The sequence below is a fragment of the Rhizobium sp. SEMIA4064 genome (assembly GCF_003025035.1).
Lineage (GTDB): Bacteria > Pseudomonadota > Alphaproteobacteria > Rhizobiales > Rhizobiaceae > Rhizobium > Rhizobium paranaense.
Map to the genome: position 1 here is coordinate 464,853 of NZ_PYJN01000019.1, position 25,950 is coordinate 490,802.

At 60.0% G+C, this 25,950-nt stretch carries 24 protein-coding genes; 14 read left to right on the forward strand and 10 right to left on the reverse strand.

Annotated features, from left to right (window positions below; genetic code table 11):
* Positions 1-65 precede the first annotated feature (65 nt).
* From C9E91_RS15955 to C9E91_RS15985, 7 genes are all read left to right on the forward strand, one after another.
* Positions 66-326, forward strand: a complete 261-nt coding sequence (locus C9E91_RS15955) for a type II toxin-antitoxin system Phd/YefM family antitoxin (protein ID WP_107109243.1) — start codon at positions 66-68, stop codon at positions 324-326.
* Positions 323-718 (forward strand): type II toxin-antitoxin system VapC family toxin, encoded by a 396-nt coding sequence (locus tag C9E91_RS15960; RefSeq protein ID WP_107109244.1) that lies wholly within the window; start codon positions 323-325, stop codon positions 716-718. Before C9E91_RS15955 ends, C9E91_RS15960 begins: the two co-directional genes overlap by 4 nt.
* Before the next feature lie 103 nt (positions 719-821).
* Entirely contained in the window at positions 822-1,925 is a 1,104-nt protein-coding gene (locus C9E91_RS15965; RefSeq protein ID WP_107109245.1) for a CobW family GTP-binding protein, read from the forward strand.
* Positions 1,925-2,914, forward strand: a complete 990-nt coding sequence (locus tag C9E91_RS15970) for a WD40 repeat domain-containing protein (RefSeq protein WP_107109246.1) — start codon at positions 1,925-1,927, stop codon at positions 2,912-2,914. The genes C9E91_RS15965 and C9E91_RS15970 overlap by 1 nt, the downstream gene beginning before the upstream one ends.
* A gap of 16 nt (positions 2,915-2,930) precedes the next feature.
* Positions 2,931-3,746: a serine O-acetyltransferase gene (gene cysE / locus C9E91_RS15975; RefSeq protein ID WP_107109474.1), complete on the forward strand. Its 816-nt coding sequence runs from the start codon at positions 2,931-2,933 to the stop codon at positions 3,744-3,746.
* A 483-nt stretch (positions 3,747-4,229) separates the two neighbouring features.
* Positions 4,230-5,858, forward strand: a complete 1,629-nt coding sequence (locus C9E91_RS15980) for a phospholipase C (protein WP_107109247.1) — start codon at positions 4,230-4,232, stop codon at positions 5,856-5,858.
* Between the two features lie 22 nt (positions 5,859-5,880).
* Complete coding sequence (locus C9E91_RS15985) at positions 5,881-7,260, forward strand: cytochrome-c peroxidase (protein ID WP_107109248.1); 1,380 nt, start codon at positions 5,881-5,883, stop codon at positions 7,258-7,260.
* 92 nt (positions 7,261-7,352) lie between these two features.
* Here the strand turns inward: C9E91_RS15985 and C9E91_RS15990 are convergent, their stop codons facing one another.
* Positions 7,353-7,943, reverse strand: coding sequence for a GNAT family N-acetyltransferase (locus C9E91_RS15990; RefSeq protein WP_107109249.1), 591 nt, complete (start codon positions 7,941-7,943; stop codon positions 7,353-7,355).
* A gap of 166 nt (positions 7,944-8,109) precedes the next feature.
* The gene (gene odc2 / locus C9E91_RS15995) at positions 8,110-9,243 is read right to left on the reverse strand and encodes an ornithine/lysine decarboxylase (RefSeq protein ID WP_107109250.1); all 1,134 of its coding nucleotides are present in this window, start codon (positions 9,241-9,243) and stop codon (positions 8,110-8,112) included.
* 529 nt (positions 9,244-9,772) lie between these two features.
* Here odc2 and C9E91_RS16000 point away from each other — a divergent pair.
* From C9E91_RS16000 to C9E91_RS16010, 3 genes are all read left to right on the forward strand, one after another.
* Positions 9,773-10,666: a LysR family transcriptional regulator gene (locus tag C9E91_RS16000; RefSeq protein ID WP_107109251.1), complete on the forward strand. Its 894-nt coding sequence runs from the start codon at positions 9,773-9,775 to the stop codon at positions 10,664-10,666.
* Between the two features lie 91 nt (positions 10,667-10,757).
* Complete coding sequence (locus tag C9E91_RS16005; protein WP_181316094.1) at positions 10,758-11,414, forward strand: DUF1007 family protein; 657 nt, start codon at positions 10,758-10,760, stop codon at positions 11,412-11,414.
* Positions 11,408-12,520, forward strand: coding sequence for a nickel/cobalt transporter (locus tag C9E91_RS16010; protein WP_107109253.1), 1,113 nt, complete (start codon positions 11,408-11,410; stop codon positions 12,518-12,520). The genes C9E91_RS16005 and C9E91_RS16010 overlap by 7 nt, the downstream gene beginning before the upstream one ends.
* 8 nt (positions 12,521-12,528) lie before the next feature.
* On the opposite strand, the gene C9E91_RS16015 is transcribed toward C9E91_RS16010, so the two are convergent.
* The 3 genes from C9E91_RS16015 to C9E91_RS16025 all read right to left on the reverse strand — a co-directional run bounded on the left by C9E91_RS16015 (position 12,529) and on the right by C9E91_RS16025 (position 14,370).
* A complete protein-coding gene (locus tag C9E91_RS16015) occupies positions 12,529-12,744 on the reverse strand; it encodes a hypothetical protein (protein ID WP_181316095.1) in 216 nt (71 codons plus the stop codon).
* Positions 12,745-12,837: 93 nt separating this feature from the next.
* Positions 12,838-13,545 (reverse strand): tellurite resistance TerB family protein, encoded by a 708-nt coding sequence (locus tag C9E91_RS16020; protein ID WP_107109255.1) that lies wholly within the window; start codon positions 13,543-13,545, stop codon positions 12,838-12,840.
* Between the two features lie 186 nt (positions 13,546-13,731).
* Positions 13,732-14,370: a 2-dehydro-3-deoxy-phosphogluconate aldolase gene (locus C9E91_RS16025; RefSeq protein ID WP_107109256.1), complete on the reverse strand. Its 639-nt coding sequence runs from the start codon at positions 14,368-14,370 to the stop codon at positions 13,732-13,734.
* Positions 14,371-14,530: 160 nt separating this feature from the next.
* On the opposite strand from C9E91_RS16025, the gene C9E91_RS16030 reads away from it, so the two are divergent.
* From C9E91_RS16030 to C9E91_RS16040, 3 genes are all read left to right on the forward strand, one after another.
* Entirely contained in the window at positions 14,531-15,016 is a 486-nt protein-coding gene (locus tag C9E91_RS16030; protein ID WP_107109475.1) for a CYTH domain-containing protein, read from the forward strand.
* A complete protein-coding gene (locus tag C9E91_RS16035) occupies positions 14,994-15,902 on the forward strand; it encodes a CHAD domain-containing protein (RefSeq protein ID WP_107109257.1) in 909 nt (302 codons plus the stop codon). The genes C9E91_RS16030 and C9E91_RS16035 overlap by 23 nt, the downstream gene beginning before the upstream one ends.
* Positions 15,903-16,088: 186 nt before the next feature.
* Positions 16,089-18,479: an arylsulfatase gene (locus C9E91_RS16040; RefSeq protein WP_107109258.1), complete on the forward strand. Its 2,391-nt coding sequence runs from the start codon at positions 16,089-16,091 to the stop codon at positions 18,477-18,479.
* A gap of 40 nt (positions 18,480-18,519) precedes the next feature.
* On the opposite strand, the gene C9E91_RS16045 is transcribed toward C9E91_RS16040, so the two are convergent.
* Complete coding sequence (locus C9E91_RS16045; RefSeq protein WP_107109259.1) at positions 18,520-18,984, reverse strand: GNAT family N-acetyltransferase; 465 nt, start codon at positions 18,982-18,984, stop codon at positions 18,520-18,522.
* Positions 18,985-19,151: 167 nt separating this feature from the next.
* Between C9E91_RS16045 and trhO the strand changes: the two genes are divergently transcribed.
* Positions 19,152-20,096, forward strand: coding sequence for an oxygen-dependent tRNA uridine(34) hydroxylase TrhO (gene trhO, locus C9E91_RS16050; protein ID WP_107109476.1), 945 nt, complete (start codon positions 19,152-19,154; stop codon positions 20,094-20,096).
* A 2-nt stretch (positions 20,097-20,098) separates the two neighbouring features.
* On the opposite strand, the gene C9E91_RS16055 is transcribed toward trhO, so the two are convergent.
* The 4 genes from C9E91_RS16055 to C9E91_RS16070 all read right to left on the reverse strand — a co-directional run bounded on the left by C9E91_RS16055 (position 20,099) and on the right by C9E91_RS16070 (position 25,801).
* Positions 20,099-22,312 (reverse strand): bifunctional diguanylate cyclase/phosphodiesterase, encoded by a 2,214-nt coding sequence (locus tag C9E91_RS16055; RefSeq protein WP_107109260.1) that lies wholly within the window; start codon positions 22,310-22,312, stop codon positions 20,099-20,101.
* Between the two features lie 110 nt (positions 22,313-22,422).
* Positions 22,423-22,971 carry an NADPH-dependent FMN reductase gene (locus C9E91_RS16060; RefSeq protein WP_107109261.1) on the reverse strand — a complete coding sequence of 183 codons (549 nt, stop codon included), beginning with the start codon at positions 22,969-22,971 and terminating at the stop codon, positions 22,423-22,425.
* Between the two features lie 78 nt (positions 22,972-23,049).
* On the reverse strand, positions 23,050-24,423 hold the full coding sequence (locus C9E91_RS16065; protein WP_107109262.1) for a GH1 family beta-glucosidase: 1,374 nt from the start codon (positions 24,421-24,423) through the stop codon (positions 23,050-23,052).
* 190 nt (positions 24,424-24,613) lie between these two features.
* Positions 24,614-25,801: a Gfo/Idh/MocA family protein gene (locus tag C9E91_RS16070; protein WP_107109263.1), complete on the reverse strand. Its 1,188-nt coding sequence runs from the start codon at positions 25,799-25,801 to the stop codon at positions 24,614-24,616.
* Positions 25,802-25,950 lie beyond the last annotated feature (149 nt).

The following is a 25,950-nucleotide window of genomic DNA, read 5'->3' on the forward strand; positions in this document are numbered from 1 at the left end:
CTTGTATCAAGTGGTACAATCCATCATCTTATTGATGAATTCCCTTTCTCCACCGGGAGGCGGACATGCGTATTTCCCTCGATGATGCTGAGGGCCAACTCAAAGAATTGGTCCGCCTTGCCAAGCAAGGCGAAGAAATCGTGCTGACGCAGGACGGCCTGCCGGCTGCGCGCATACAGCCGATGAAAAAGCCCATGACTTCTGAAGAAAAAGAAAATCTTATCAAGAGATTACAAGAGGAAGTCAGGAAAAAAGACCTCCCTCCAGGCCCCGATGCCGCCAGAAGCCAAGATTTCCTCTACGATGAATACGGCTTGCCCAAGTGATCGTTGTTGACACGTCAGCCCTTGTCGCAATGCTTGCAAATGAATTGCATGCCGCCGCTTGCGAGGTGGTATTTCAAAATGAGAATCGTATTCTCATCTCCGCTGGAACAATGCTCGAAGCGCTCATTGTAGCGACGCGGCGCGGCTTCGAGAAGCAAATGCGGGAGCTTTTGACATCTCCCGCCTTAGAGATCATCGAGGTTACGTCGGAACGTGCGGAGCGGGCCGCAGATGCATATTCACGTTGGGGCAAAGGCATCCATCCCGCTGGCCTTAACTACGGCGATTGCTTCGCCTACGCCACCGCCAAGGAATATGACTGCCCTCTTCTCTTCGTCGGAAATGATTTCTCTCAGACCGACATCGAACCAGCCGCCCCAAACCTAATGTGATCTTATAACATACAAAAGCCTTTGAACTGGCGCCGCCAACTCCTTATATGGAACCCGATCACTTTCCGCTCTCCGGGGCAAATTCCCGTATTTCGAGGCTCCCATGACCGAAACAGCCACGCAGAAGCCCATTCCTGTCACCGTCCTGACCGGCTATCTCGGCGCCGGCAAGACGACGCTGCTGAACCGTATCCTCTCCGAAAACCACGGCAAGAAATATGCCGTCATCGTCAATGAGTTCGGCGAGATCGGCATCGACAATGATCTGATCGTGGAATCCGACGAAGAAATCTACGAGATGAACAATGGCTGCGTCTGTTGCACGGTGCGTGGAGACCTGATCCGCGTCGTTGAGGGCTTGATGCGCCGTCCCGGCCGTTTCGACGGCATCATCGTTGAAACCACCGGCCTTGCTGATCCGGTTCCCGTCGCTCAGACCTTCTTCATGGATGACGATGTGCGCGCCAAGACCGAACTCGATGCCGTCGTTGCCCTTGTCGATGCCAAGCATCTGCCGTTGCGCCTGAAGGACAGCCGCGAGGCGGAAGACCAGATCGCCTTTGCCGATGTGGTCGTCATCAACAAGTCCGATCTCGTCTCTGCGGAAGAGCTGGCTCAGATCGAAGACATCGTCCGCGCCATCAACCCGGCCGCCCGCGTCTACAAGACCACTCGCTCCGGCGTCGATCTCGCCCGCGTTCTGAACCAGGGCGCCTTCAACCTCGAGCGCGCACTGGAAAACGATCCACATTTCCTCGAGCACGGCCATGACGATCATGTCTGCGGCCCGGATTGCGATCATCACGACCATGATCACCATCATCATGACCACGATCACGATCACGATCATCACCACCATGATCATGATCACGACCACCATCACCACGCCCCGTCGCCAATACACGACGTGACCGTACAGTCGGTCTCGTTGCGCGGCGGTGAGATGAACCCGGAGCGCTTCTTCCCCTGGATCCAGAAGGTCACGCAAACGGACGGCCCGAACATTCTGCGCCTCAAGGGCATTATCGCCTTCAAGGGAGATGCGGAGCGCTATGTTGTCCAGGGCGTGCACATGATCATCGAAGGTGATCACCAGCGCCCTTGGAAGGATGGCGAAAAGCATGAGAGCCGCCTGGTCTTCATCGGCCGCGAACTCGACCGGGAAAAGCTGGAAAACAGCTTCAAGGCCTGCGAGGCGGCCGCCTGATGCCGACTGTTGCTCCGCTTGATATCGACGGCCACGTTCTGGCCGTCGAATTTTTAGGTGATACCCCCTTCTTCGCCAGCGCCGCCGGCGCGATTCATCGCCTGGAAGGCGGCGAGAAGGTGACCGAAGCCCATCAGGGCATGCTCACCTGCATTCGCGATCCCCACAGCGACAGCCTGATTTCCGGCGGTGAGGACGGCAAGGTTCTCCGGATTGCCGCGGATGGTGGCGTTACCGTGCTTGCCGAAGCTCCGCGCAAATGGATCACCCAGGTCGCCGCCGGTCCGCAGGGCGCTGTTGCCTACGCCTACGGGAAAAGCAGCTTCGTGCGGCTGGCAGATGGCTCCATCAAGGAATTTACCGAGGAGCGCACCGTCGAAGGCATCGCCTTCGCGCCGAAGGGCCTGCGTATCGCTGTCGCGCGCTATAACGGCGTGTCGCTGCATTGGGTCGGCATGGCCGCGCAGCCGGTCAATCTGGAGTGGAAGGGCGCCCATACCGGCGTCACCTTCTCTCCCGACGGTCAATTCGTCGTCACCAGCATGCAGGAAAACGCCCTTCACGGCTGGAAGATGGACGCGAAGCCCGGCGCCGAAGCCCGGCACATGCGCATGACCGGCTATCCCGCCAAGGTGAAATCGCTCTCCTGGTCCAACAAGGGCAAGTGGCTCGCCTCCTCCGGCGCACCGGCGGCAATCGTCTGGCCGTTTCAGGGCAAAGATGGCCCGATGGGCAAGGCACCGCTGGAACTCGGCACCCGTGGCAACATCATGGCGACGTCGGTCAAGTTTCATCCGGTGGAAGACATCCTGGCGATCGGCTTCATTGACGGCATGATCCTTGCGGTGCGCATCGGCGACTCCAAGGAAGCGCTCTTGCGCCGCCCAGGCAAAGGTGCGATCACCTCCATGAGCTGGAGCAAATCCGGCAAGCTGCTCGCCTTTGCCTCCGAGGCCGGCGATTGCGGCGTGGTTGACGTTTCCGCTTGACGAGAAAGACATGGCCATGTCCCAGACAGGAACGGCAATCGCCGAACATCCCGCTGCCCTAGCCGGCAGCGTATGGGACGTGATCCGCCACGAGGCCGCCGATCTCGCCGGCCGCGAACCGACCCTGCGCCCGCTGCTCGCGGCGCAGATCATCGCAACGCAGTCGGATGCCGAAAGCCTCGCCAATGTGTTGGTCGCCCGGCTTTCCGTCGCCAAGATCGAAACCGACGATCTCTTCGCCTTGTTTCATGAGGTGCTGACGCGGCATATCGCGATCCTGCAGGCAACGGAGGCCGACCTCGTCGCCGTCCGTACCCGCGATCCCGCCTGCACGACCTATTTGCATGCGCTGTTGAACCTCAAGGGGTTCCACGCCCTGCAGACCCATCGCATCGCCCATGCGCTCTGGACGGAAGGCCGGCCGGAAATCGCCAGTTGGCTTTCCAACCTGGCCTCGCTGGTCTTCGGCCCGGATATTCATCCGGCGGCAAGGATCGGCTCGTCCATCATGCTCGATCACGGTTCCGGCATCGTCATCGGCGAGACTGCCGTCATCGAAGATGAAGTCTCCATTCTGCAGAATGTCACGCTCGGAGGCACCGGCAAGGAAACCGGCGACCGGCATCCGAAGATCCGCCACGGCGTCATGATCGGCGCCGGCGCAAAAATCCTCGGCAACATTGAAGTCGGCGCCTTCAGCAAGGTTGCGGCTGGTAGCGTCGTGGTGAAGCCGGTTCCGGCCCATTGCACCGTCGCCGGCGTACCAGCCACGGTCGTCCGCATCCACCGCGCCGACGAAATTCCGGCCGAGACGATGGATCAGAACATCTAGTTGAACGCGCCGCGGCCTCGTGGCCGACCCTCGTGGTTCGAGGCCCTGCCGCCATCGCTACGCTCCGGCGTCAGTGCACCTCACCATGAGGACGGAATGAGCGCCAGTATTTGAAAATCAAATGGCTTTCTCTGTCTCAAGCACTGAGCTGCTTGAGCGGCGGAGCGGGAGGAGGAGCCCTCATGGTGAGGAGGCCCATAGGGCCGTCTCGAACCACGAGGGCGGATGAAGGAGCTCACCTTTAGCCCGTGACATAAGGTAGCATCGCCGCGTTTCCCGACGGGCGCTCTCCGTTGGTCATTGGCCCTCGCTGCAGAATCAGCCTTTTGTCGCCCGCCGCCATGTTCGACAAAAGCGGAATCCCCTCGCCCTATCCTTCATGGAACTGTCATGCTCCGTTGATAGCTCGAAATGGTTCTTTCCGCCTCGGCGCGGCGCATTTTAAGCGTCGAGGCACGGACCCCCACTCGAGAGGATATGACAATGATCCGTCTTTCGCGTCGCGCCGCCCTTGCCGCCGGCAGCGCGCTTACCCTGATTTCGCTCTGTTCCACCGCCGGCGCTGCCGATAAGGCCCCGCCAACCAATACCGCGATGCCGATCAAGCATCTGGTCGTCGTCTTCCAGGAAAACGTTTCCTTCGACCATTATTTCGCGACCTACCCCAAGGCCGCAAACGTCGATGGTGAGCCGGCATTCAAGGCCGCGGATAACACGCCGACCGATATCAACACGCTCGCCAATGCCGGTCTTCTCGACAACAATCCAAACAAGACGAATGCGGCGAACGGCGCCGATGCTGCCGCTCCTTTCCGCCTCGATCGCACGCAGGCAGCAACCCAGTCGCAGAACCACGGCTATACCGCCGAGCAAGCCGCTTACAACAACTTCGCGATGGACCTGTTCCCGGCCAATACCGGCAGGGGCACCAAGGGTGCTGCCGGCGCTTTCGGCACCAAGGGCCAGGTCATGGGCTATTATGACGGCAACACCGTCACGGCGCTCTGGAACTACGCTCAGCACTATGCCCTGAACGACAATTCCTTCTCCACCAATTTCGGCCCGTCGACCCCCGGCGCGCTGAACCTCATCTCCGGCCAGACCAACGGCGCCATCCTGCCGCCCGGCTATACGCTGGAGAAGGACGGCACCTATTCCAAGGGCCGTATCGTGCCTGACGGCAATGGCGGCTGGACTGTCATCAGCGACTTCGATCCGACTGGCGACGTCTGCTCGGTCGGCCAGACGGGGCTGATGTACGGCAAGAACATCGGCGACATGCTGAACGAACACAACATCACCTGGGGCTTCTTCGAAGGCGGCTTCGATCTGACGGTGACCAATGCCGACGGCACGACGGGCTGCAAACGCGCAACGACCTCGACAGTCACCCAGGTCAACAGCGTTGACTATATCCCGCATCACCAGCCGTTCCAGTACTACGCCTCGACCGCAAACCCGACGCATGCGCGTCCGTCCTCGGTTGCTGCGATCGGCAGCACTGATGCGGCCAACCACCAGTACGACATGACGGACTTCTATGCGGCGCTGAAGAACGGCAACATGCCGACCGTCAGCTTCCTGAAGGCACCTGCCTATCAGGACGGTCATGCCGGCTATTCCGATCCGCTCGACGAGCAGGAATTCGTGACCCAGGTGGTCAATACCGTTCAGAATTCGCCGGATTGGAAGGACACTGCCATCATCGTGCTCTACGACGATTCCGACGGCTGGTATGACCACGCCCACGCTGTCGTCAATCCGTCGAAGATTGGCGTCAAGGGTTATGACGTGCTGAACGGCGACGGTTGCTCCACCGGTACGCCGCTGCCGGGCGTCAACGGACAGCCGGCCCAGGGCCGCTGCGGCTACGGCACGCGCCAGCCGCTGCTGGTGATCTCGCCCTACTCCAAGGTCAACTTCGTCGACCACACCTTGACCGACCAGACCTCCGTCATGCGCTTCATTGAAGACAACTGGATGGCCGGCGAACGCCTCGGTGGCGGCTCGTTCGATGCGATTTCCGGCTCGCTGAACAACATGTTCGATTGGTCGAAGGGCGATGCGCAGAAGTTGATCCTCGACACGAAGACCGGCAACAGCGCTTCCTAAGCCAAGAACGAGGGGATGGACGATGTCCTTGAAGAAGCACCATTTCCTTCCCCTGATCGCACTCGCGAGCGTCTCGCTCGCGGGGGCGACCATCGGCTTGGCGAGCGAACCCGCCGCCAATGCCGTCGCCGCAAATACCTATGACGATCCGGCTTCGCTGAGCGCCGTTGCTCAGCTCGGCAAGAAGCTGTTCTTCGATCCATCGCTCTCGAGGAGCGGCCAGATGTCGTGCGCGACCTGCCACGATCCCAACAACCACTATGCGCCGGCTAATGACCACGCCGTGCAGCTCGGCGGCCCGCATCTCGACCAGCCGGGCATCCGCACCGTACCGAGCCTCGCCTACAAAATGTTGACGCCTTCCTTCTCCGTCGGCGCGGAAAGTGCTGCCGACGAAGCAGCCGAAGCAGCACCAATGACTGAGGCCTCCGGCGTGGCGCTCGCCAATACCCCCGCCACCGTCGCGGGGCCGCTGACTGCGCAGGCCGTCGTCAAGGCCGATTCGAATGCGCCGGATATGGTGCCGCAGGGCGGCATGTTCTGGGACGGCCGGGTCGATTCGCTGCAAGAACAAGCGCTGCAGCCGATGATCTCGCCCTTCGAGATGGCCAATGCCGATGCTGCCACCGTCTATGCCAAGCTGAAACAGAGCTACGGCAAGGACATTGGCGCCCTCTTCGGCAACAATATCCTCAACGACCAGGATATGACGATCGCCGAAGTCGGTTTTGCGCTGGCGCGCTATCAGATCGAAGAGCCCTCCTTCCATCCGTTTTCGAGCAAATACGACTATTATCTGCGCGGCAAGGCGGTGCTCTCGGACGCTGAAATGCGCGGACTGAAGCTGTTCGACGATCCCAAGAAGGGCAATTGCGCCTCCTGCCATCTCGACAAGATGACGGGCGACGGCCAGATGCCGAACTTCACCGATTTCGAATTCGAGGCGCTTGGCACACCGCGCAATCCAGACATTCCGGCCAATGCCGACGCGCATTATTACGATACCGGCATCTGCGGCCCGCTGCGCAACGACACCTACTCGGCCCAGCCGCAGAATTGCGGGCTCTTCAAGACCCCGACGCTGCGCAATGTCGCCGCCCGCCACGTCTTCTTCCACAATGGCGTCTACCACTCGTTGGAGGATGTCACCCGCTTCTACGTCAAGCGCGATACCAATCCGGCCGAGATCTATCCAAAGGATGCGAGTGGCAAGATCCTGCAATACAACGACCTGCCGGCACAATATCAGGCCAATATCGACGTCATCGACGCGCCCATGAACCGCAAACTCGGCAATGCCCCGGCTCTGAACGATACGGAAATCGCCGATGTCGTCGCATTTCTGAAAACGCTGACGGACGGCTACGATCCGGCGAAGGACGGCGTGAAGGCGGCCAAATAAAAACGCCTCCGCTCAGGATGGGCGAAGGCGAATCGAGATTTTTGAGCAGTTCAGCGTCTCACGGGATCGCCAAACCGCTTTATTTGTTTGTCTTACGCAGCCTTGGCGATCGGCGGCTGAGCAAGCTTGCGGCCGCTGGCGACGATTATGCCGGCAGCGCTGTCGAGCCAGCCTTCCTTGAGCTCAAGAGCAAGGAAACGCTCGCGCTGGAACGGGCCGGGCATGATAAGATGGCGGGTCTTTGCGGCAAAGAAGCCGAAGCGCTCATAGTAGGGCGCATCGCCGACGAGCAGGATCGCACCATGGCCGCGCTTCTTGGCTTCCAGGATGGCTGCGCGCATCAGCGCCGAACCCATACCCTTGCCTTCATAGGCGGGATCGACCGCTAGCGGCCCGAGCAGCAGCGCATCGACCGGACGGGTCTCGCGATCGACACCGGCCTCGACGTTCCACAGGCGAACCGTGCCGACGACATGACCGGCGCGATCGCGGGCGACCAGTGCCAGGCCTTCGGCCGGAACGCGGCCCTGGCGCAACTTTTCGGACGACTTCTTGCGGCGCTCCGCGCCCATGGCGCGATCCAGCAGATTTTCGCGCGCAACGACATCGCCTGCGTTTTCCAGGTCGAGGGTGAAAGTGGAAGGCGCAAAGAATGCGCGTACAGAATCAAGAACAGCGGCCATCTCGGCCTCCCGTGCCCAATACCGTTATCAGCGGTGCTAAAGGGAATTGTGAGTTTGCCGCCCCGGCTGATTACGGGGCCGGCGATATCAGACCTCAGCTAAGCTGAGGTTTCTCTTTGGCATGATCTTATCCGAAAACCGCTTCGCACTTTTCGGGATGCATGCCTTAGATGATATAGGCCTTCAGCGGATCGAAGCCGTTGAACGCCACAGCCGAGTAGGTCGTGGTGTAGGCACCGGTGCCTTCGATCAGGACCTCGTCGCCAATGGTGAGCGTCACCGGCAGCGGATAGAGGTTCTTTTCATAGAGCACGTCGGCCGAATCACAGGTCGGGCCGGCAATGACGCAGGCTTCCATTTCGTCGGCGTCGCGCTCCGTGCGGATCGGGTAGCGGATCGCCTCGTCCATGGTTTCGGCGAGGCCGCCGAACTTGCCGATGTCGAGAAAGACCCAGCGAGCGGCATCGTTGTCCGACTTCTTCGAAATCAGGACGACTTCAGCCTTGATCACGCCGGCATTGCCGATCATGCCGCGGCCCGGCTCGATGATCGTGTGCGGGATCTGGTTGCCGAAATGAGCGCGCAGAGAAGCAAAGATCGCCTTGCCATAGGCTTCAGCCGACGGAACGTCGCGCAGATACTTGGTCGGGAAACCGCCGCCCATGTTGACCATCTGCAGGTGGATACCCTGCTTGGCGAGCGAGACGAAGACGCGCTTGGCATCGGCAAGAGCCGCATCCCAGGCATCGACCTTGGTCATCTGCGAGCCGACATGGAACGACACGCCGTAGGATTGCAGACCGAGCTGATGGGCGTAGACGAGAACGTCGACAGCCATCTGCGGGACGCAGCCGAACTTGCGGGAAAGCGGCCATTCGGCGCCTTCACCGTCGGTCAGGACGCGGCAGAACACACGGGCGCCGGGAGCGGCACGGGAAATCTTCTCGACTTCCTCATGGCTGTCGACGGCGAAGAGGTTGATACCGAGTGCATGCGCACGGGCGATATCGCGCTCCTTCTTGATCGTGTTGCCGAAGGAGATGCGGGCAGCCGTCGCACCAGCGTCGAGCGCCATTTCGATTTCAGCGACGGACGCGCAATCGAAGTTGGAGCCAAGGCTTGCGAGCAGGCGCAGCACTTCCGGAGCCGGGTTGGCCTTGACAGCATAGTAGATGGCGCTGTCGGGCATGGCATGACGGAAAGCGTGAAAATTGTCGCGAACGACATCGAGATCGACGATTAGGCAGGGACCGTCCGGACGTCGGGTAGCGAGAAAGTCGCGAATACGTTGCGTGGTCATGTCAAATCCCTTTCAATTCCAAAAGCTCCGGGAGAAAGACCCAGAGGACAAAGGGCGACGCTCATTCGCTCAGGTACCAGCCGGTGGAGACCCCGGAACCATGCAAATGCGCGAAGCGCGGATAATGAACCAGTGCCGCAAGCGGCGCTAATTCGCTTTGTCTGCCATGGATTGGAGGGATAATCCCAACCGCACTTCCGGCAATGAAGGTGTGCCTCTTCAGTAACCCCGGCTGATGGAAAGCCGGGAGAGAACAAAAAGGCCCGCACCGTCGTTGCTTCAGATGTCCTCGCATTTTCCGGTTGGCCGGAATAGCGACTGGAGGGGTTAATTCCAGGTACCTTACCGATTTTCTCACCACATCGAGGATCGGCGGACACCCACGGGCACGTGCGACTTTGGGCTGAAACCGAAATAGGAATATTCGCCGACATAATCAAGAATTTTTTTCGCCTATGCCCGAAAAAAATAATTGAACAAATCGGCGCATTTTGTTCAATAACTTGCGACAGTTAACGAGGGCTTCGCCATGGACACTTTGACCCGGATTCGCGCCTTCATCGACGTGGTCGAAGCCGAAGGTTTTTCCGCGGCCGCCAGGAAAACCGGACGCTCCAAGGCACTGCTTTCCAAATATGTCCGAGAGCTCGAGGACGAGCTTGGCGCTCTCCTGCTTAATCGCACGACGCGCCAATTCTCCATGACGGAAGCCGGCCATACCTATTATCGCACCGCTTCCGACATCCTTAAGGAGATTGACAATCTCGCCGATCTCGTGCGGGAGAGCAATCAGCAGCTCAAAGGCCGCCTGCGAGTCTCCGTGCCGCGCACCTTCGTCGATGCAGATGTCGGACAATCGCTAATCGACTTCGCCAAGGAAAACCCCGAGCTCGCGCTGGAAATCGCCGCCGACGATCGTTTCGTCGACCTGATCGAGGAAGGCTTTGACGTTGCCGTGCGCATCACCAAGCTCGAAGATTCCGGCATGATCGCCCGCAAGATCTCGGACTTCCGCGTCCATCTTTGCGCAACGCAGGATTTCCTCGACCGCCACCCCGCCTTGGAACGTCCAGCCGATCTCAGCCGCGTGCCTTTCATCATCGACACCAATACTCGCTCGCAAGGCAATATTCGTTTCGTCGATGCCGACAGCACCGCCTTCAACGTCGCCATCAACGGCACGCTCGAAGTTAATAGCCCGCATGCGACGCTGCGAGCAGCGCTTGCCGGCCTCGGCATCGCCGTCGTTCCGGATTTCATCGGCCGCAAGGCGATCGAAAGCGGGCAACTGCTGACGCTGTTCAACGATTATCTTCCGACCGACCGCGGCATCTACGCTGTCTATCCGCACCGCCGCTACCTGCCGGCCAAGGTGCGCATCTTTGTCGACTATCTGCATAACTGGTTCCGCAAGCACGGCTGAAGCGCCTCAGCCTGGCCGACCGGTCCCAATTCCGTCTCATTTCCTGACCAGTAAACGAAGTGAATCAGTGCTCACGAAACATATCGGACGCATGAGAAAATCCACGACCGCCTATGCTCTTGCCCTGACCGGCGGCCTGCTGCTTTTGCCGGTCGCAGCATCGGCGCATCCGCACATCTTCGTCGAAGCACGCCTGGAGGTGCTTGCCGGCTCCGATGGGGCCGTGCAGGAGCTGCGCAATGTCTGGCGCTTCGACGAGGTCTTCTCTTCCTCGGTGCTGATGGATTTCGACAAGAACACCAATCTGAAGCTCGATCCGGACGAGCTCAAGGAAGTCGGCAAAACAGTGCGCGATTCGCTGGCCGACTACGACTACTACACAAATCTGACGTTCAACGGCAAAGCCATCAAGGTGAACAAGCCCGACGTCATCAATGTCGACTACAAGGACGGCCAGCTCCTGATGTTCTTCGCCGTCAAGCCGTCCGAGCCGATGCCGCTGAAGGGCAACAAGCTCAGCTTCGGCATCTACGATCCAACACTTTACACCTCGATCGATTTCCCCAGCGACAATGAGCTGGTGACGGAAGGCGATGCCTTCAAAAGCTGCACGCAGAAGGTCGTGCGCCCCAATCCTGACGAGGTCATCGCCGAAAACAAGTCAACATTGACGGATGCCTTCTTCAACGATCTAACGGGAACGACGATGTCGAAGCTCTTCGCAACGCGGATGGACGTCCAATGCTGACGCGCCGGATAGCGCAGCTGCTTCCAACAGTGGCTCTCGCCTTTCTGGCAGTGGCAAGCCTTGCACACGCCACCGGATCGCCCCTCGGCATCGGCACTGCGGAACCGAGCTTCCAGCCCACGGGCGGGCCTCTGGCGCCGATCTTCCTCTATGTGAATTACGAACAGCAGGCCTTCTATCGGGCGCTTACCAAATCGATCGAGGCCATGCGCCAGGACCCCTGGCAGCTCTGGACGCTGATCGGCCTCTCCTTCGCTTACGGCATCTTCCATGCCGCCGGCCCGGGCCACGGCAAGGCCGTCATCTCGTCCTACATGGTGGCCAACGAGATTGAGCTGAAGCGCGGCATTGTGATTTCGTTCATCTCGGCCTTCATCCAGGGCCTCGTTGCCGTCCTCGTCGTCGGTGCCGCTTATTTCGTCCTGCGCGGCTCGGGCATCACCATGACGATGGCCACCAACGCGATGGAGATCACCAGCTTCGTCATGGTGATCATCTTCGGAAGCTGGCTACTGTTTCGAAAATTGCGCTCGATGATCCAGAGCCGGCCACAACGCCAGGAAGTGCAGCTCGCGACATCGGCCGGTCCGATCAGCATGTCGCTGCTCGAAGACGCCTCGAACGGCACGGCTCCCGCACAAAGACTCTCGCACTTTCGCGCCACGCCGCAGGCGGGCAACCGATATAATTGCGACGATCCGACCCATGATGCGGCCAATGGCATGGTCTGCGAGACCTGCGGCCATTCCCACCTGCCCGACCCCAAAATGCTGTCGAACGAGAAGTTCAGCGTCCGCGAAGCCTGGTCGGCGATCATTACCGTCGGCCTGCGCCCCTGCTCCGGCGCACTGCTGGTCATGACGTTCTCGATGCTGAACGGGCTCTATCTCGGCGGCTTATTGTCCGTCATCGCCATGTCGGTCGGGACGGCGCTGACCGTGTCGCTGCTCGCCATCATCGCCGTTTTCGCCAAGGGCACCGCCGTGCATTTCACCGGCCGCGGATCGCGGCTCTCGATGTGGGTCGGCAATGGCATAGAAATTCTGGGCGCGCTGTTGGTCATCTGCACTGGCATCGTGCTGCTCGGCGCGTCGCTGCAGACCTGACCGGTGGATTATCGGCTCTTGCGCCTCTGGTAGCGGGCTCTCAGCCAGAAGACCAGGAAAAAGGCCAGGATCACGAGCACGCCGAAGCCGGTGCCGAGCCACGGCGAAACATCGCCGAGCCGGACGATCACATCAGGCATCAAGTACAATAGCACCATGGCGGCCAGCAGGATGATGGCGGCGGCGATCGCCGAGGAGCGGGTTTCGCTGTTTTTATCCGTCAAAATTGCCAATCCTTCGCGCACCGCTACTCTTTGTCCGGCGAAGGCTTAGGCCAGCCGCCCGCGAAAGGCAACCGGCCCTTTCCTCGACGATGATCAGACCTTGGCGCTCGCGACCGTTGCCTCGATGTGGTCGACCAGCGCATCGGCGAGACCGAGCCGGCCGGCAAGAAGATCGAGATAGCCGCGTTCTGCGCGTGAGTCCGGTTCGATCGCCAGGCGCGAGGCGGTGTAGACCTGCACGCGTTGTTCTTCCGTTTTCGCCGATGCGACGATGGCGTCGAGATCGACGGGATTGGCAAGCTCGCGCTCGAAAAAGCTTTCCGCTTCCGCGCCGACACCCGCTTCCTGCACCTTGCCGAGAATATGCTGCCGCTCCGCATCATCGATATGCCCATCGGCGCGGGCCGCGGCGATCATGGCGCGCACGAGCGAAAGTGCAAAATCATTGCTGGTAATCGCCGGTGCCGTGCTGAAGCCGGAATTGGAAGGCGGCGGCAGAAATTGCGGCTCCGCCTGCTGAGCGGGTTGCTGCGCCGGCTGCGGTGCATTGCCAGCCTGATAGTTCTTGTAGGCCTGATAGCCGAGCCCGGCGATGGCGGCGAGACCACCGAGCGTCAGGACATTGCCGGTAATCTCGCGGCCTGTCTTCGTGCCCAGCAGAACGCCGGCAATGGCGCTGGTCGCCAACGGATTGTCCCTGGCGAGATTGATGGCCTCGCTCGCCTTGTCTCTCACGCTTCCCTGCATTCCCGGAACTTGCGATCCGAGGAATTGGTCCAGAAGCTTGCGGGCGTCGATCATGTGGATGGTCCTCCCTCCTTGGTGAAAGCATGATCCCAAAAACTACGCAGCGGTTTTTGGACGAACTCATGCGCAAACAAAATGCGAGAGGGAGATAGGAAGGTGGGACCGCAAATACAAATCCGCTGAAACGCAAAAGGGCGCGCATGAGGCCATGCGCGCCCTTTGATCGAGTTTTCGGAAGGCTCAGCCCTTCAGCGCGGCGGCTTCGGCGGCAAGCTTGGTGATGCCAGCCCAATCGCCAGCCGCGACCAGTTCCTTCGGTGCAACCCAGGAGCCGCCGACGCAGATGACGTTCGGCAGCGACAGGTAATCATGGGCATTCTTCAGCGAAATGCCGCCGGTCGGGCAGAACAGCGTGCCTGCCAGCGGCGAGGACAGTGCCTTCAGATAGGCAGCGCCGCCAGCCTGTTCGGCCGGGAAGAACTTCAGCACCTTGTAGCCTTCCTCGCGCAGCGCCATGACTTCGCTCGCCGTAGCCGCACCTGGCAGCAGCGGCACGTCGGAGGTGCGGGCGACATCCAGCAGCTCCTGCGTCGTGCCAGGGCTGACGATGAACTTGGAGCCGGCTTCGACGGCCGCTTCCCATTGCGCAACATTCAGGATCGTGCCGGCGCCGACTTCAGCGCCTTCGACTTCCTCGGCCACAGCCCGGACCGCATCGAGCGCGCCGGCGGTCCGCAGCGTGATCTCGATGGCCTTCAAGCCACCGGCGACAAGCGCACGGGCGAGCGGCACGGCCGACTTCGCGTCTTCGACGATGAGGACGGGGACGACGGGTTGCAATTTCAGGATGGAAAGAAGCTTTTCGGTTTTCTCGCCCATGGTCGGCGTGCTCCCTTAAAACGATTGAAATCCGGTTTCCGAATAGCCTTCCCGAGAGCCGTTGTCGAGACAAAAGCTGAGTTTGAACATGACGGGTAGGAAATGCAAAAAACTTCCGTTAGTCTATCTACATATGATGCTGGCGGAGCATGTCGAGCATATGGCAAAAGAGATCGAGCGCAAGTTTCTGGTCCGGGGGGATCATTGGCGCGACCTCGTTTCCGAGAAACTCACCTTACGGCAGGCCTATGTCGCCTCCATGGACGATCGTTCCGTTCGCGTTCGCTTGACGAACGACACGGTCGCGACCCTGACGATGAAGATCGGCAGGGCGATGACGCGGGATGAATTCGAATATGAAATCCCCGTCGCAGATGCCGAAGAGTTGCTCGGCAACGCCATCGGCCTGGTTATAGAAAAGATTCGCTACAAGGTCCCGTTCAAGGGCTTCGTCTGGGAAGTCGACGTTTTTCGCGGCGCGCATCGCGGCCTGGTGATCGCCGAGGTCGAGATGGAGGACGAAAGCGACGATCCGGAATTGCCGGACTGGGTCGGCCGCGAGGTGACTGGCGAATACCGCTACTCCAACCAGGCGCTCGCGACGCAATTCGAACAGGAATACGATGAGTTATCGCATTCGGCCTGACAGGGCCTTTGATGACGAGGTGCAGGCCGCCGCCGCACAACAGCTCGGCAAAGTGGTTGCGGCACTGACCGATCGGCCGGAGGGATTGCACGAGGCAGTGCATACGGCACGCAAGCATATCAAGCGCATACGCGCACTTTATCGGCTGATCGCCCGGCGGGCGCCGGAATTCCAGCAACAGCAAAACGACAGGCTGCGGGAGATGGCGCAAACCCTCTCCGGCGTTCGCGACGCCACCGCCCTAGTCGAGGCCGCCCGCTATCTGCACGAAACGGCGACATCCGAGGACGAGGCCCAGGCGCTTGCCCGGGTCATCGACGTGCTCACGACCCGGCGCGACCGGCTATCGGCGGAAGAAACCGATCTCGAAGAGAAGGCGGAAAAGGCAATCGCCACCTGCCGCGAAGCACTGGACGCGCTGAAAGCCACCTCCTTCGGCAGCGGCCGGCGCGCGACCGCACGCATCTTTCAAAAGAGCTGGCGCAAAACAGGGCGCAAGGCGACGGTGGCACTCTGCGAATGCCATGCCGAGGGCCATAGCGATCACTTTCACGAGCTGCGCAAACGCAGCCAGGATTGCTGGATGCATCATGCGCTGCTGCGCGACATCTGGCCGGCCGCCATGCACGCAAAACAGCTCGAAGCCAAGGAGCTGGTCGACATACTCGGCCGCTATCTCGACCTATCGATGCTATCCGAGGTGACCGATCGCGAGCCGCATCTCTTCAACGGCAGCGACGACCGCGCCCGCCTGCTGGAAGCAATCATCTCTCGCCAACAGGCGGCCCGCCAGGATGCGCTGACCAAGGCCCGCTGGGTTTTTGTGGACGAGCCGAAGCAGGAAGCCCGCACGATCAAACGGCTTTGGCTGGAAGCAGGGGATTGAGGAAACCAACCCCGTGCGCCAAGAACAGACAAGCAATGTCTCGCGCTCGATAGCGATTATCGCTGGTAGCTCCCAGTCGAAAGCCGTCCGACGCAACAGCGATAACGTCCCGTTAACAGTAACGTACTTGTTCCTTTTCAGCATCGTGCCAAGCTTTTGACCTCATCGGGTTGGGAGGGCACGACGATGTTGAGAATTGGAACACTATTTCTCGCCACATTGAGTTTAACCGCCATTTCTTTCGACCGAGCAGGCGCCCAGCAGATCACGGGCGAACCCGGCTCGCCCAGCGCAACGACGACGATCGACGGAAGATATCTTCCAAATCCGCCCGAAGCATTCCGCGGACAAATTGGCCTCGACGCCAAAAGCTCCAAGCCTTATTGGCCACCGCAGATCGTGCCTCCCAAGGGCGCACCGAATATCCTGCTCATCATGACAGATGACGCCGGCTACGGTGTTGCCGGCACATTCGGTGGCGTCATCCCGACGCCTGCGCTGGATCGCGTTGCGAAAGCCGGCCTGCGCTACACGCAGTTTCATTCGACAGCGCTCTGTTCTCCGACGAGGGCGGCACTGATCACCGGGCGAAACCATCATTCGTCGGGCTTCGGAGTCATTTCCGAACAGGCAACCGGTTACCCCGGCTACGATTCCATCATTGGCGTAAACAATGCCACGATCGGCGAGATTCTGAAGCAGAACGGCTTCGCAACGTCTTGGTTCGGCAAGGACCACAACACGCCCGCGTTCCAATACAGCAGCGCCGGGCCGTTCGACCAATGGCCTGTCGGAATGGGCTTCGAGTATTTCTACGGTTTTATGGGCGGAGACACCAACCAATGGACTCCTTATCTATTCCAGAACACAACGCAGGTTTTCCCCTGGATCGGCAAGCCTGCCTATAACCTCACCACGGATATGGCCGACAATGCTATCGACCACATCAGGCAATTGAATGCGGCAGCACCGCAAAAGCCGTTTTTCGTTTACTACGTGCCGGGCGGGACCCACGCTCCTCACCATCCGACCCAGGAATGGATCGATAAGTTCAAGGGCAAGTTCGACATGGGTTGGAACGAGCTGCGCGAACAGATTTTCGCCAATCAGAAGCGAATCGGGGTCATTCCGGCAAACACGCAATTGACACCCTGGCCGGATGACCTGCCGACGTGGGATAGCTTGGATGCCGACAGCAAGAAGCTGTTCGCGCGCCAGGCAGAGGTGTTCGCCGCCTATGTCGCCTATACCGATCACGAGATCGGAAGAGTGATCCAGGCAGTCGACGACCTGGGCAAGCTCGACAACACGCTCGTCATTTATATCGAGGGCGACAACGGCACGAGTGCCGAAGGCAGCACTCGTGGCACGCCCAACGAATTGATCACCATCGAGGGCATGCAGATCCCGGTCGCGGATCAGATGAAGTTCTATGACGTCTGGGGCTCCGACAAAACATACCCGCATATGTCCGTGGCGTGGTCATGGGCTTTTGACACACCATTCAAATGGACGAAGCAGGTCGCCTCGCATTTCGGCGGCACGCGGCAGGGCATGGCAATGGCCTGGCCGGCACGGATCAAGGACGCCGGCGGTATCCGCACTCAGTTCCATCATATGATCGATATCGTTCCCACCATTCTCGAGGCGACCGGAATTAGCGCTCCTGTCATGGTCAACGGCGTGGCGCAAAAACCGATTGAAGGCGTCAGCATGGCCTATAGCTGGGACAATGCCCAAGCTCCGTCGGCACGCACAACACAGTATTTCGAAATGTTCGGCAACCGCGCGATCTATAATGATGGCTGGATCGCCGCCACAACGCCGCCCGCAGCGCCTTGGCTGATGGGCACGACCAAAATGCCCGACGTCATCGACGGCTATAAATGGGAATTGTACAATCTCACGGAGGATTTTTCGGAGAATAACGATCTCGCCGCCAAGATGCCGGACAAGCTGCACCAAATGCAGGAATTGTTTCTCATGGAAGCGGCGAAATACAATGTCTTTCCGCTTGATAACTCTATCCTGGAGCGCCTCCTCACCCCGCGGCCGAGTGCCACGGCAGGGCGAAATGACTTCACCTATTCAGGTGTGATATCCGGTATTCCGCCCAGCAACGCTCCGAACATCGTGAACAGATCCTACACGATCACCGCGGAGGTGGAGATACCGCAGGATGGCGGCGAGGGTATGCTGGTCACCACAGGTGGACGCTTCGGCGGATACGGTTTCTATCTGCTCAAAGGCAAGCCGGTGTTTCTCTACAATTTTGTCGATATGGAGCGTTTTCGCTGGGAGGGTCACGATGCCTTGCCGGCCGGCAAGCACACCCTCGTGTTCGATTTCAAATCTGATGGCCCCGGTTTCGGCAAGGGCGGAACCGGCATCCTCAAAGTGGATGGTAACGAGGTCGCCAACGAGAAAATTCCGCACACAATTCCGGCGCTAATGCCGTGGGATGAAACCTTCGATGTCGGCGTCGATACGCGGACAGGCGTAGAGGACAACGACTATCAGGTGCCGTTCCCCTTTAACGGAAGTATCGGAAAGCTGGAGGTGGCGCTGCAGCCGTAGACGATGCGGGATAGAGGGGACATTGATATCGATGTCCCCTCTATCGAAGAAATTTCTCCATCCGGAAATTTTCGAGCGTCTGCCCGCGCTTTTCCACCGTCTGCGATCTCAAAATGCTAAAGCCTCGTCTTTCGAAGAAAGGTCTGGCGGTAAGGCTTGCCTCTGTGAAAATACGCCCGAGCCCTTGCCTTTTTGCCTCCATCTCGACCGTCGCGAGGAGCAAACTGGCTGCGCCCATACCCTGATAATCGGGATGGACAAACATCATATCCAGGAGCCCGTCGGGCACGAGATCCGCGAACCCGATTGACACATTCCCATACTGAGCGATCCAGGCCGGCCTGCTTGACCGTCGTTTCGCCCAGGCTTCCCTGTCTTCCACCTTGGCCCAGGCATCGACTTGAGCTTGAGTGTAGTCCTTCGACGCCACCTCCCGGATTGCTCTCAGGAATATGTCGATGGTCAAATCGGCGTCCGCCGGGAGATATGGTCTTACCGTCAGCATGTTGTCAGACACCTCAACCTCATCGCCGCGTACCGATCGCTTTTGCGCGTATTCTTATAGGGTAGCGCAGAATAGGGAACTCCCGGCTCGCGGGAGTGACCCGATGGCGCAGCCTCAAAATACGAATCCCGATTGCTTGCCGGCGCGCAAAATTGTATTTCCGCGGCATGACCGACATTCTTGCCACTCCACGCCATGAGGTAGGCGGCGCATTCCTCGTTGCCGCCCTCTATCATTTCGTTTCAGTCCCGCGCTTCGAAGCCCTGCGGGAGCCGCTGCTTGCGCTCTGTGAGGCAAACGGGATCAAGGGCACGCTGCTCCTCGCCCATGAGGGCATCAACGGCACCATCGCCGGCACGGATGCAGGCATCGGCGTGGTCCTCTCCTTCCTGCGCGCCCAGCCGGAATTTTCGGGGCTGGAACACAAGGAAAGCCGCGCGTCGAAAATGCCCTTCGTCCGCATGAAGGTGAAACTGAAGAAAGAGATCGTCACCATGGGCGTCGAGAATATCGACCCCAACAGGATCGTCGGCACCTATGTTGCGCCGAAGGACTGGAATGCGCTGATCTCCGACCCCGACACCATCGTCATCGACACGCGCAACGATTACGAGACGGCGATCGGTATCTTTCAGGGCGCGGTCGATCCGAAGACCAAGACGTTTCGTGAATTTCCGGAATGGGTGCGCCAGAACGAGGGCCTGCACAACAAGCCGAAGATTGCCATGTATTGCACCGGTGGCATCCGCTGCGAGAAGGCGACCGCCTTCATGAAAGAGCAGGGTTTCGACGAGGTTTACCACCTCAAGGGCGGCATCCTGAAATATCTTGAGGAAGTGCCCGCCGAGGAAAGCCTGTGGGAAGGCGCCTGCTTCGTCTTCGACGAACGCGTCTCCGTCGAGCATGGCCTGAAGGAAGGCAATCACAAGCTCTGCCATGCATGCCGCAACCCGATCACCGCGGAAGAGGTCACCTCGCCCTTCTATGAAGCCGGCGTCTCCTGTAGCCATTGCTATCACGACCGCACTGAAGAAGACCGCAAGCGCTTCCGCGAGCGCCAGCGCCAGGTGATGCTCGCCCGCAAGCGTGGCCAGGAGCATATTGGCGGCTGAATTTAGGCGGCAGCTTCCCGCTCAACGTCGAGTACGCGGGCCATCTGCGCCTTTAGCCGTTTGCTGATCTCGGCCTCCGGCAGCGGTTTACCGAAGAAATAGCCCTGCAGCACGTCGCAACCGAAGCGCTCCAGGGCGTTGCCCTGCTCTTCCGTCTCGATGCCTTCCGCCGTCACCGGAATGTCGAGTGAACGCGCCAAAGCCACCGTCGCCTGCAGCATCTCGCGGGCGCGGCTATCCTCCAGAACATCCATGGTCAGCGACCGGTCGATCTTGATGCGATCGAAGCCGAATTGGCGGAGATAGCCGATCGAGGAGAAGCCCGAGCCGAAGTCGTCCAGCGCCACCTTGACGCCGAGTTGTTTCAGCCGCTCGATCGACTGGCGGGTGCGCTCGGGATTCTGGATAATGTAGCCTTCGGTGATTTCCAGCGTGACGCGTTCGGCTTCGATCTCGGTATGTTTCAGGACATGCCGGACATAGTCGGCAAAGGCGGGGTTGCGGAATTGCCCCGGCGAGACGTTGACGGCAATCCGCAGGTCCGGCCATTGCCGCGCCGTCTCGCAGGCCTTGCGCAAGACGAACAGACCGAGCGCCTCGATCAAACCACTGGTTTCGGCAACGGGAATGAAGGCTTCAGGCGAAATCGGCCCGTGACCGGGCCTGTTCCAGCGCACCAACGCCTCGACGCCGGTGATCTCATGGCTCCTGGCATCGACCAGCGGCTGATAGGCGAGTGTCAGCTCTTCCTTTTCGATGGCATTGCGCAGATCAAGTTCCAGAGCGTTGCGCTCCTCGCGATCGGCATCCATCGCCGTCTCGTAGCAGGCCATACGAGCGCGCCCGGCTTCCTTGGCCTTATACATGGCGAGATCGGCGCGGCGCACCAACTCTTCGCGACCGATGCGGCCCTCCGGCGAGCTAGCAATGCCGATACTGGCACCGACGACCACCACGCGGCGACCGATCTCCAGCGGCTCGGTAAAGAAATCCAGCACCTGTTCGGCAAGTCTGAGCGCCGGTGCATCGTTCAGTTCCTTGGTCGGAAAGGCGACAGCGAATTCATCGCCGCCCAGCCGCGCAAGGATTGCCTTCGGCGGAATAAGCACATTCAGCCCGGCTGCGACGGCGCGGATCAACTGGTCGCCGGTGCCGTGGCCATAGGAATCATTGATTTCCTTGAAGCCGTCGAGATCGAGATAGAGCAAGAGGACATTGCTGCCATCGGCGCGGGCGCTCTCGACCAGCCGGTCTACATCGAGACGAAGGCCCTCGCGATTGAGAAGGCCGCTGAGCCGGTCCCTGAGCGAGCCCTGCCGCGCCAGCACCTCTTCCGCCCTGAGCCGCCGTCCTGCCAGCGACCCCAGCATCAGCAGCACCAGAAAGAACATGCCGACTAGGCCGAGAGCGCCGACCACCAGCGGACGGGCCTGCTGATAGCTGACGTCACCAGGACCGCGCGACGTCCAGACCAGCCGCCCGAGCGGCTTGCCGAGCGGATCGACGATCGAAACGGCATAGCGCGCGACCGTGTCTGGCGGCACCAGCCTGAGGCCGCTGATGACGTAGGTATTGGAAAGCATCTTGATCTTGGCCGCATCGAGATGCCGAACGAAGATCAGATAGCGGCGCTTGCCTTCCGGCACCGGGATACGGCCGGATTTTTCGCGGATTGTCCCCACGCCGACAGCGGCGATGCCCTTATTGGTCATCACATAGCCGCTCGCCTCCGGCACGCTGGTCACGCGCGTCTTGCGCACCTGATCCACCAAGGCCCAGAGCGAGGGACCGAAAACATCCTCGATCCTATCGGCCATCGGTTTGCCGTCCTGATAGGCAATGATCGGCTTGTTGTCATCGTCGACCACCAGCGCCATGTCGAACAGGGCGCCATCGGAGGACATCTCGCCGTAGTTGCCGGCGATCCAGTCCTGGTCGTTTTCATCATAGACATTTTTGACGGCGGTATTGCGCGCGGCATAGTCATGCAGCGTGGCATCGAGCAGGCCTTCGAAGGTCTTCAGCGCACCGGCAGTAGTTTCCCAGGAGCGCTCGTCGTCCAATTTGTTGGAATAGTCTGCGACCCGACCAATCGCCGTCAGCACCATCAGGGTAACCACGGTGACCACCAAAGCGAACGAAAACAAAACGGCCGTCACGATAGAATGACGACCGAATTGCGTATTCCGCCGGAATGACCCGAAAACTGCTCCCAACGCGCTTCTCCTTGGCTTGGGAAGTCTGCCGTCAGGTCTTCAAAAAACGGTTAAAGCGAACCTATGATTATTGCAGTAGAGGGTTGTATATTTGTGGAGGCGGCAAGCATTCATACGGATGCGCGGATCGCCTGCACAAAACGATCGAGGCCGGCTTGCAACGCGCCGGTCCGTTGCGCTTCCGCCAGGACCATCGCCTGCGCTTCATCGCTCTTGCCGGCAAGCGGCACGCGCAGAAAAGCTTCCGGCACGATGCGGAGTGACATTGTCCTCAATACTTCGGTCAGTTGTTCCAGAACAAGATCGCCGCGATGGGAGGCATGCGCAAACATCAGCGGCTTGAACGGCACTTCGTCGCGCGACACCAGCCAATCCAATGCGTTCTTGAACCCGCCGGGAATGCCGTGGGCATATTCCGGGCAGGAGACGATCAGTCCGTCCGCATCGCGGATCTTCGCCGCCAAGGTTTTGACGGTAGGCGGCGTCCTGTCACCTTCATGATCCGGATTGAAGATCGGCAGATTGCCGATCAAATCGCAGATTTCGATGGAGATTCCCTCGGGCGATACCAGCCGCAGGGCTTCCAGCAGCCGAAGACTGGTCGAAGCCTGCCTTTGGCTGCCGCAGAGCGCGTAGAGGGAGAGCGGGCGCTGGGTCATGCGCAAGACTTATCAGGTGCCGCCGATTCGAGCGACCTTCACCCTCTCCTTTTGGAAAGATCGGAAAGACGGCACAAATCAAGCCGTCTTGTGATTCCCCTTCGGGAACTGCCCGGCGAGTTCGCGGTACCATTTGCCGCTCTTCTTCACCGTGCGCACCTGCGTCTCGTAATCGACATGCACGAGCCCGAAGCGCATGCGGTAGCCTTCCGCCCATTCGAAATTGTCCATCAGGCTCCAGGCGAAATAGCCGCGCATCGGATAGCCGTCCTTGATCAGGTCGGCGACGACGCCGAGATGATCGATGTAGTAATCGAGGCGCGGCTGGTCGTCGACTTCACCCTTGACGACACCCATGTTGTAGCAGGCGCCGTTTTCGGTGATGTAGCATTCCGGCAGTTCGTAGCGCTTGTAGAGGTCTTGCACGACGTGCTTCAGGCCCGGCGCATAGATTTCCCAGCCGATATCGGTCTTGGCGGTGCTGACCGGAGGCGCTTCCTTCGTCCAGGGGAAATCGCCACTCTTGGACGCATCGTCGAAGACGCGCATCGGCATATAGTAGTTCAGCCCCCACCAGTCGAGCTTCTGATTGATGATCTTTTGATCGCCATCCTCGACAACAGGCATGCGGTCGCCGAGCGCGTCGACAAATTCCTTCGGGTACTCACCCTTGAAGATCGGATCGAAGAAGGCGCCGTTGTGGAACTGATGCGCGCGCTCGACAGCGGCCTGATCTTCGGCGCTATCGGAACCGGGAAGGATCGATGCAGCGTTGAGCACGATACCCACCGGCACCTTCGGCGCCACCGACCGTATTGCCTCGACGCCGAGGCCATGCGCGAGATTCATGGTGTGCATGGCATAAAGCGCGGCCTGCATGTTGCGTTCGCCGGGCGCATGGACGCCATAGAGGTGGCTAAGCCAGACAATGCACCAGGGCTCGTTGAAGGTTGCGACCGAATCCAGCCGATCGCCGAGGCGCGCCATCACCGTCTTCGCATAACGCTGATAGGCATAGGCCGTCGAACGCGCCGTCCAGCCGCCGTCGCCCGCAAGCGTCAGCGGCAGATCCCAGTGATAGAGCGTTGCGAAGGTCTTGATGCCGCGCGCCTTGCAGCCATCGACCAGACGATCGTAGAAATCGAGGCCGGCCTCGTTCACTGGACCGGTGCCATCGGGAATGATGCGCGGCCAGGCGATCGAGAAGCGATAGGCCTCAACGCCCATCTCCTTGATCAGATCGAGATCCTGCTCCAGCCGGTTATAGTGATCGCAGGCGACATCGCCGTTGTGGCGTTGATAAACGCGGCCCGGCATGTTGGCGAAGGCATCCCAGATCGACGGCTTGCGGCCATCCGCCTTGGTGGCGCCTTCGATCTGAAAAGCGGCAGTGGCGACGCCAAACGTGAAATCGCCCGGGAAACGGGCGGCGAACTTCTTTGGATCAATCATGACTAATCTCGTTTCTTTCAAACGGCGGGACGGCAAGATGCGATCGACCGCGCTCACGATATTGGGCCCGCGCGCGGTTTAAACCAGCGAAAACGTCCTTGTACAGCCCTGAAATGACAAAACTGCAACGTTGCAGTCAGAAGTCGAAAAGCATGGAGCGACAGACAACCCGCCGCCCCATGCGCAGAAATCAAAGCTTGATCCAGGCACCATTGCGCTTCGAGGAGGCAACGCAGGCCTCGACGAAAGCAACACCCTTCACGCCGTCATCGACGGTCGGATAGACCACGGCCGGATCGACTGCCACGCCCTTCTTGCGGGCATTGATGGCCCGCGCAGCCTCGGTGTAGATCGTGGCGAAGGCTTCAAGATAGCCTTCCGGATGACCCGACGGGATGCGCGAGACGCGGGCGGCAGCAGCACCAGTGCCTGCACCGTTGCGAGTGAGCAGGCGCTTCGGTTCGCCGAACGGCGTGTACCAGAGATAGTTCGGATCGGCCTGCGTCCACTCGATGCCGCCCTTGGTGCCGTAGACGCGGACCTTGAGACCGTTCTCATGACCCGGCGCCACCTGGCTGCACCACAGCATGCCCTTAGCCGGCTTTTCCTTGCCCTTTGCCTTGAAGCGCAGCAGCAGATGACCATTGTCGTCAAGACGGCGGCCTTCAACGAAGCTGTCGAGATCGGCGGCAAGGCTGTCGAGTTCCAGGCCAGAGACGAAGGAGGCGAGGTTATAGGCATGAGTGCCGATATCGCCGGTGGAACCACCGGCGCCGGACTGCGACGGATCGGTGCGCCATGCGGCCTGCTTCTGACCCGACTGCTCGATATTTTCCGTCAGCCAATCCTGCGGATATTCCGCCTGCACGATGCGGATATCGCCGAGCTCGCCGTTGGCGATCATCTCGCGCGCCTGGCGGACCATCGGATAGCCGGTATAGTTGTGCGTCAGGATAAACAGCGCGCCGCTTTCGTCAGCCACCTTCTTCAGCTTCTTGGCGTCGGCAAGATTGGAGGTCAGCGGCTTGTCGCAGATGACGTGGATGCCGCGCTTCAGGAATTCCTTGGCGGCATCATAGTGAACATGGTTCGGCGTCACGATCGCGACGGCTTCGATGCCGTTTTTCAGCTTGGCTTCCCGGATCGCCATGTCGCGATAGCTGGAGTAGGTGCGCGAGGGATCGAGGCCAAGATCGCGCCCCGAAGCCATCGCCTTGTCCGGCGAGGCCGACAGCGCGCCGGCGACGAGATCGAACTGGTCGTCAATACGCGCGGCGATACGGTGCACCGCACCGATAAAGGCGCCAGCGCCGCCGCCCACCATGCCAAGCCGAATGCGCGGCTCCCGCGTCTGTTCCGATGATCCTTCGATTGCCATATGGTCCTCCTGAAAATTGAATTGTGTGGATGCGACCGCTTGGCGCGATCGTTCCCTCTCCCCGCTTGCGGGGAGAGGGCTAGGGTGAGGGGCCGAACCCTCAGCAAGTTCTGAATTAGCGGAAAATATCGAGAAGGCCCCTCATCCGA

Bases quoted from the DNA above. Each gene is read 5' to 3' on its own strand.
- C9E91_RS16060 (WP_107109261.1), bottom strand. From the start codon at position 22,971: ATGACCCAGCGCCCGCTCTCCCTCTACGCGCTCTGCGGCAGCCAAAGG.
- C9E91_RS16000 (WP_107109251.1), top strand. From the start codon at position 9,773: ATGGACACTTTGACCCGGATTCGCGCCTTCATCGACGTGGTCGAAGCC.
- C9E91_RS16020 (WP_107109255.1), bottom strand. From the start codon at position 13,545: ATGATCGACGCCCGCAAGCTTCTGGACCAATTCCTCGGATCGCAAGTT.
- C9E91_RS15985 (WP_107109248.1), top strand. From the start codon at position 5,881: ATGTCCTTGAAGAAGCACCATTTCCTTCCCCTGATCGCACTCGCGAGC.
- C9E91_RS16010 (WP_107109253.1), top strand. From the start codon at position 11,408: ATGCTGACGCGCCGGATAGCGCAGCTGCTTCCAACAGTGGCTCTCGCC.
- C9E91_RS15970 (WP_107109246.1), top strand. From the start codon at position 1,925: ATGCCGACTGTTGCTCCGCTTGATATCGACGGCCACGTTCTGGCCGTC.
- C9E91_RS16005 (WP_181316094.1), top strand. From the start codon at position 10,758: ATGAGAAAATCCACGACCGCCTATGCTCTTGCCCTGACCGGCGGCCTG.
- C9E91_RS15965 (WP_107109245.1), top strand. From the start codon at position 822: ATGACCGAAACAGCCACGCAGAAGCCCATTCCTGTCACCGTCCTGACC.
- C9E91_RS16045 (WP_107109259.1), bottom strand. From the start codon at position 18,984: ATGCTGACGGTAAGACCATATCTCCCGGCGGACGCCGATTTGACCATC.
- C9E91_RS16030 (WP_107109475.1), top strand. From the start codon at position 14,531: ATGGCAAAAGAGATCGAGCGCAAGTTTCTGGTCCGGGGGGATCATTGG.
- C9E91_RS16025 (WP_107109256.1), bottom strand. From the start codon at position 14,370: ATGGGCGAGAAAACCGAAAAGCTTCTTTCCATCCTGAAATTGCAACCC.
- C9E91_RS16065 (WP_107109262.1), bottom strand. From the start codon at position 24,423: ATGATTGATCCAAAGAAGTTCGCCGCCCGTTTCCCGGGCGATTTCACG.
- C9E91_RS16070 (WP_107109263.1), bottom strand. From the start codon at position 25,801: ATGGCAATCGAAGGATCATCGGAACAGACGCGGGAGCCGCGCATTCGG.
- C9E91_RS15980 (WP_107109247.1), top strand. From the start codon at position 4,230: ATGATCCGTCTTTCGCGTCGCGCCGCCCTTGCCGCCGGCAGCGCGCTT.
- C9E91_RS16040 (WP_107109258.1), top strand. From the start codon at position 16,089: ATGTTGAGAATTGGAACACTATTTCTCGCCACATTGAGTTTAACCGCC.
- C9E91_RS15990 (WP_107109249.1), bottom strand. From the start codon at position 7,943: ATGGCCGCTGTTCTTGATTCTGTACGCGCATTCTTTGCGCCTTCCACT.
- cysE (WP_107109474.1), top strand. From the start codon at position 2,931: ATGTCCCAGACAGGAACGGCAATCGCCGAACATCCCGCTGCCCTAGCC.
- C9E91_RS16035 (WP_107109257.1), top strand. From the start codon at position 14,994: ATGAGTTATCGCATTCGGCCTGACAGGGCCTTTGATGACGAGGTGCAG.
- odc2 (WP_107109250.1), bottom strand. From the start codon at position 9,243: ATGACCACGCAACGTATTCGCGACTTTCTCGCTACCCGACGTCCGGAC.
- C9E91_RS15955 (WP_107109243.1), top strand. From the start codon at position 66: ATGCGTATTTCCCTCGATGATGCTGAGGGCCAACTCAAAGAATTGGTC.
- trhO (WP_107109476.1), top strand. From the start codon at position 19,152: ATGACCGACATTCTTGCCACTCCACGCCATGAGGTAGGCGGCGCATTC.